Origin of the sequence: Phycicoccus elongatus Lp2, from assembly GCF_000367525.1 — a bacterium.
GTDB classification, from domain to species: Bacteria; Actinomycetota; Actinomycetes; order Actinomycetales; family Dermatophilaceae; genus Phycicoccus_A; species Phycicoccus_A elongatus.
In genome coordinates, this window is the sequence record NZ_HF570956.1 from 2,963,362 (window position 1) to 2,967,947 (window position 4,586).

Here is a 4,586-nt window from a genome sequence, read left to right on the forward strand (position 1 = left end):
GACGGCCACGTCGAGCGGCGGTGTCAGAGGCCGAGCCACTCGTTCCAGCCGTTGTGCAGCACCAGCCACGCGATCAGGCCATAGCCGGCCTGGCCGGGATGGTGGGGCACGGCCGATGCGGCGAGATCCGACTGCCACTGGTCGTGGCCGAGCAGCGGCGAGTAGCAGTCGACGAAGGGCACGCTGCGACGAGCGCAGACGTCGGCCTGCGCCTCGACGAGAACGCCCAGCTTGTCGTTGATGGTTTGGTCATCGGTCGGTGGCGGGCTGACGACGAACGTCGCCACCCCGGTGCTGGCCGCGTCATCGAGGATGTTGGCGAGGTTGAGCCGATGCCGCGCGAGGGATACGCCGGTGGCGACGTCGTTGCCACCGACGGAGATCACCAGTCGACGTTCTGTGCGACCCTGCCAACGCAGGGGTACCTCGGTCTGCCACCGGGCAAGGGCGCCGGCGGAGGTGTCGCCACGCAGTCCCAGGTTGTATGCCGTGAGCGCCAGGTCAGGGTGTTGGGTGCGCCCGACCACGCGAGTCACCCAGCCCTGACCCTTGGGGTCGCCGACACCCACGACGAGGGAGGCGCCAAGGAAGACGAGGGCCACATCGCGCACACCGTCATCGGCCACCGTGAAGTCGGCGCTGGGTCGGAACTCGATCACGTTGTCACTCACGCTCATTCGTCCTCGTCGTCCAACCGAGCAAGCCACGTGGCCAGCCGTTCGACCGGGGTCTCGAACTCCGGGTTGAGGTCGACGAAGACCCGCAACTGCTCGGCCAGCCACGCCAAGGACACCTCGTCCTCGCCGCGACGCGCCTCGAGCTCCTCGATTCCGCGGTCGGTGAAGTACACGACGTCAGGCTACTCGGCGCTGCGGGTCGGGCCGGTGAGGCGCCCCACGATCGGGTCGCTTGGTTGAGGCCACCGGTCAGCGGTCGAAGGCGCGCGCCATCAGGGCGGCCTGTTCGACCGCGTGCTTCTTGCTCGACCCGGTCGAGGGCGATGCCGCCGCCTTGCGAGCGACGACGTGCAGCGGTCGGGTCTCCCCGAGAGCTGCGAGTTCGCCGGGCAGGTTGAGGGCCAGGAAGGGCCAGCCGCCTTGGTTCTGGGGCTCGTCCTGGACGACGACGACCTCGGCTCCCGGGTACTTGGCCAGTTCGGCCGCAAGGTCCGCGGCGGGCAGCGGGTAGTACTGCTCCAGACGCAGGATCGCGGTCTGCTGGTCGCCGCGCTTCTCCCGCTCGGCCTCGAGGTCGTAGACGACCTTTCCGGCCGCGATGAGCACGCGTGTCACCTCGCCTGAGGTGGCGTCCTTGCGGTCCGGGAGGACCGGACGGAAGCCGCCGACGGTGAAGTCCGCCGGAGCGCTGGCTGCCGCCTTTAGGCGCAGCATCGACTTCGGGGTGAAGACGATGAGTGGGCGACGTGGCCGTGCATAGGCCTGACGACGGAGGAGGTGGAAATAGGACGCCGGCGTCGACGGATAGGCCACGGTCATGTTGTCCTCGGCGCACAGCTGGAGGAAGCGTTCGATGCGTGCCGACGAGTGATCCGGCCCCTGGCCTTCGTACCCGTGCGGCAGAAGAAGGACGACCGAGGAGCGCTGACCCCATTTCTGCTCCGAGCTGCTGACGAACTCGTCGACGATGGTCTGGGCACCATTGAGGAAGTCGCCGAACTGGGCCTCCCAGAGCACCAGTGCGTCCGGTCGCTCGACCGAATAGCCGTACTCGAAGCCCATCGCGGCATACTCAGAGAGCAGCGAGTCGTAGACCCAGAAGCGGGCCTGGCCCTCACCGAGGTAGAGCAGGGGGGTCCACTCCTCGGCGGTGTTCTTGTCGATGAGCACCGCGTGCCGCTGCACGAAGGTGCCGCGACGGCTGTCCTGACCGGCCAGCCGCACGGGAGTGCCCTCACGCAGCAGTGAGCCGAAGGCCAGCAGCTCGCCGGTGGCCCAGTCGATGCCGCCGTCACGGGTGCTCGCCGCTCGCTTCTCCAGCATCGTCATGAGCTTGGGGTGAACGGTGAAGCCCTCGGGGATGTCGGTCCAGAGGTCGCCCAGCCGCTCGAGCAACTCGGTGGAAATGGCCGTCTGGGTGGAGCTGTGGGTGGTGGCGTCCGCATTGGAGGTCTGCGCAGTTGGCGGCTCGAGGCCTTGGTGGCCCTCGACGTCGGTGCCTGCGAAGGTCGCGTCGGTGGGCTCGGCGGGAGTGTCGGCGGCCCTGAGCGCCTCCTTGGTCTCGATGAAGACCCGCTCCAACTGCTGCTGGTAGTCGCGCAGTGCCGCCTCGGCATCCTCGCGACCGATGTCCCCACGACCGACAAGGGCTTCGGTGTAGAGCTTGCGGACCGAGCGCTTGGCCTCGATGAGGTTGTACATGAGCGGCTGGGTCATCGACGGGTCGTCGCCCTCGTTGTGGCCCCGACGGCGGTAGCACACCATGTCGATGACGACGTCCTTGTGGAAGTCCTTGCGGAATTCGTAGGCGAGTTCGGCGACCCGCACGCAGGCCTCGGGGTCGTCTCCGTTCACGTGGAAGATCGGGGCCTGGATCATCCGGGCCACGTCGGTGGAGTACTGCGAGGACCTCGACGACGAGGGCGCAGTCGTGAAGCCGACCTGGTTGTTGATGACGACGTGGATCGTCCCGCCGGTGCGGTACCCACGCAGTTGGGAGAGGTTGAGGGTCTCGGCCACCACGCCCTGACCGGCGAAGGCCGCGTCACCGTGGAGGAGCACCGGCAGGACGGTGAAGTCCTCACCGGCGAGGTTGAGCCGGTCCTGCTTGGCGCGCACGATGCCCTCGAGCACCGGGTTGACGGCCTCGAGGTGGGAGGGGTTGGCAGCGAGGTAGACCTTGGTCGTCGAGCCGTCCTCGGCGGTGAACTCGCCCTCAGTGCCCAAGTGGTACTTCACGTCGCCCGAGCCCTGGACCGACCGCGGGTCCTGCTTGCCCTCGAACTCACGGAAGATCTGGCCATAGGACTTGCCCGCAATGTTGGCGAGTACGTTGAGGCGCCCGCGGTGCGGCATCCCGATGCAGACCTCCTCGAGCCCGTCCTCGGCCGCCGCGGAGAGCACCCGGTCCAAGAGTGCGATGACGGACTCGCCGCCCTCGAGCGAGAAGCGCTTCTGCCCGACGAACTTGGTCTGCAGGAAGGTCTCGAAGGCTTCCGCCGCGTTGAGGCGGCGCAGGATCCGCAGCTGCTCGTCGCGAGTCATCTTCTCGTGGGGGACTTCGATGCGCTTCTGGATCCACTGGCGCTGCTCGGGGTCCTGGATGTGCATGTACTCGACGCCGATGGTGCGGCAGTAGGAGTCGCGCAGGATGCCCAGGATCTTGCGCAGCTTGAGGAAGGGCTCGCCGCCGAAGCCGCCGGTGGCGAAGAAGCGGTCCAGGTCCCACAGGGTCAGACCATGGCTGGTGATGTCGAGATCGTGGTGACGACGCTGTTTGTACTCCAGCGGGTCGGTGTCGGCCATCAGGTGACCGCGCACCCGGTAGGCGTGGATGAGTTCCTGGACCCGGGCGACCTTGTTGATGTCGTCGTCGTGCGTCGCCGAGATGTCCTGCACCCAGCGCACCGGCTCATAGGGGATGCGCAGGCTCTCGAAGATCTCGTCGTAGAACCCCTCGGCACCGAGCAGCAACTGGTGCACCACCCGGAGGAAGTCACCGGACTGCGCGCCCTGGATGATCCGGTGGTCATAGGTCGACGTGATCGTGAGGATCTTGGACACGGCATTGCGGTTGAGCGTCTCGTTGCTCGCGCCCTGCCACTCGGCGGGGTACTCGAGCGCCCCGACGCCAATGATCGCGCCCTGGCCCTGCATGAGCCGCGGCACCGAGTGGACGGTGCCGATGGTGCCCGGGTTCGTCAGCGAGATCGTGGTGCCCTGGAAGTCAGCCACCTCGAGCTTGCCGCCACGCGCTTTCTTGACGATCTCCTCGTAGGCCGTCCAGAAGTGGGCGAAATCCATGCCTTCGGCGCCCTTGATCGAGGGCACGAGGAGTTGGCGAGTGCCGTCCGGCTTGGCAAGGTCGATGGCCAGACCGAGGTTGACGTGGGCCGGCTTGTGGAGAACCGGCTTGCCCGAGTCGTCGTGGCCGAAGCCGTAGTTCATCTCGGGCATCGCCTTGAGGGCCTTGACCAGGGCGAAGCCGATGATGTGGGTGAAACTCACCTTGCCGCCGCGGCTGCGTGCGAGGTGGTTGTTGATGACGATCCGGTTGTCGATGAGCAGCTTGGCCGGGATGGCCCGCACCGACGTGGCCGTCGGCACCTCGAGTGAGGCCTCCATGTTCATGACGACGCGGGCGCTGGCGCCACGGATCGGCAGGTTCTCGCCCTCGCTCTGGGCGGCCTGTGTCTTGGGCTTGTCCATGTCGCGGGGCATCGGCGCCGACGGATTGGACGGCGTGCCCGGCTCCTTTGTCGGGTTGGGAGTCGGGGTCGTCACGGGCGCGGCCTTGGCCTTCGGGGTGGGCCCCTCCTTGGTCACCGGCGCAGCGGCGGGTGCGGCAGGTGCGGGCTTGGCTGCCGATGTCGCGGGCTGCCTGGCCGGTGCTGCGGCGGGGGGGGGGGG

Annotated in this window: 3 protein-coding genes; all 3 read right to left on the minus strand. The window is 67.6% G+C overall.

The genetic code is table 11. The annotated features are described in order from the left end of the window. Window positions 1–23: 23 nt before the first annotated feature. Window positions 24–677: a GDSL-type esterase/lipase family protein gene (locus BN10_RS14345; protein WP_010851972.1), complete on the minus strand. Its 654-nt coding sequence runs from the start codon at window positions 675–677 to the stop codon at window positions 24–26. Beyond that, the gene (locus tag BN10_RS17540) at window positions 674–850 is read right to left on the minus strand and encodes a DUF6104 family protein (RefSeq protein WP_010851973.1); all 177 of its coding nucleotides are present in this window, start codon (window positions 848–850) and stop codon (window positions 674–676) included. Before BN10_RS17540 ends, BN10_RS14345 begins: the two co-directional genes overlap by 4 nt. 76 nt (window positions 851–926) lie before the next feature. Further along, the coding region (locus tag BN10_RS14350; RefSeq protein WP_084311110.1) for a multifunctional oxoglutarate decarboxylase/oxoglutarate dehydrogenase thiamine pyrophosphate-binding subunit/dihydrolipoyllysine-residue succinyltransferase subunit at window positions 927–4,586 on the minus strand (3,660 nt) is incomplete at its 5' end.

Excerpts from the sequence above, each read along its gene's own strand:
- BN10_RS14345 (WP_010851972.1), bottom strand. The coding sequence starts at position 677 with ATGAGCGTGAGTGACAACGTGATCGAGTTCCGACCCAGCGCCGACTTC.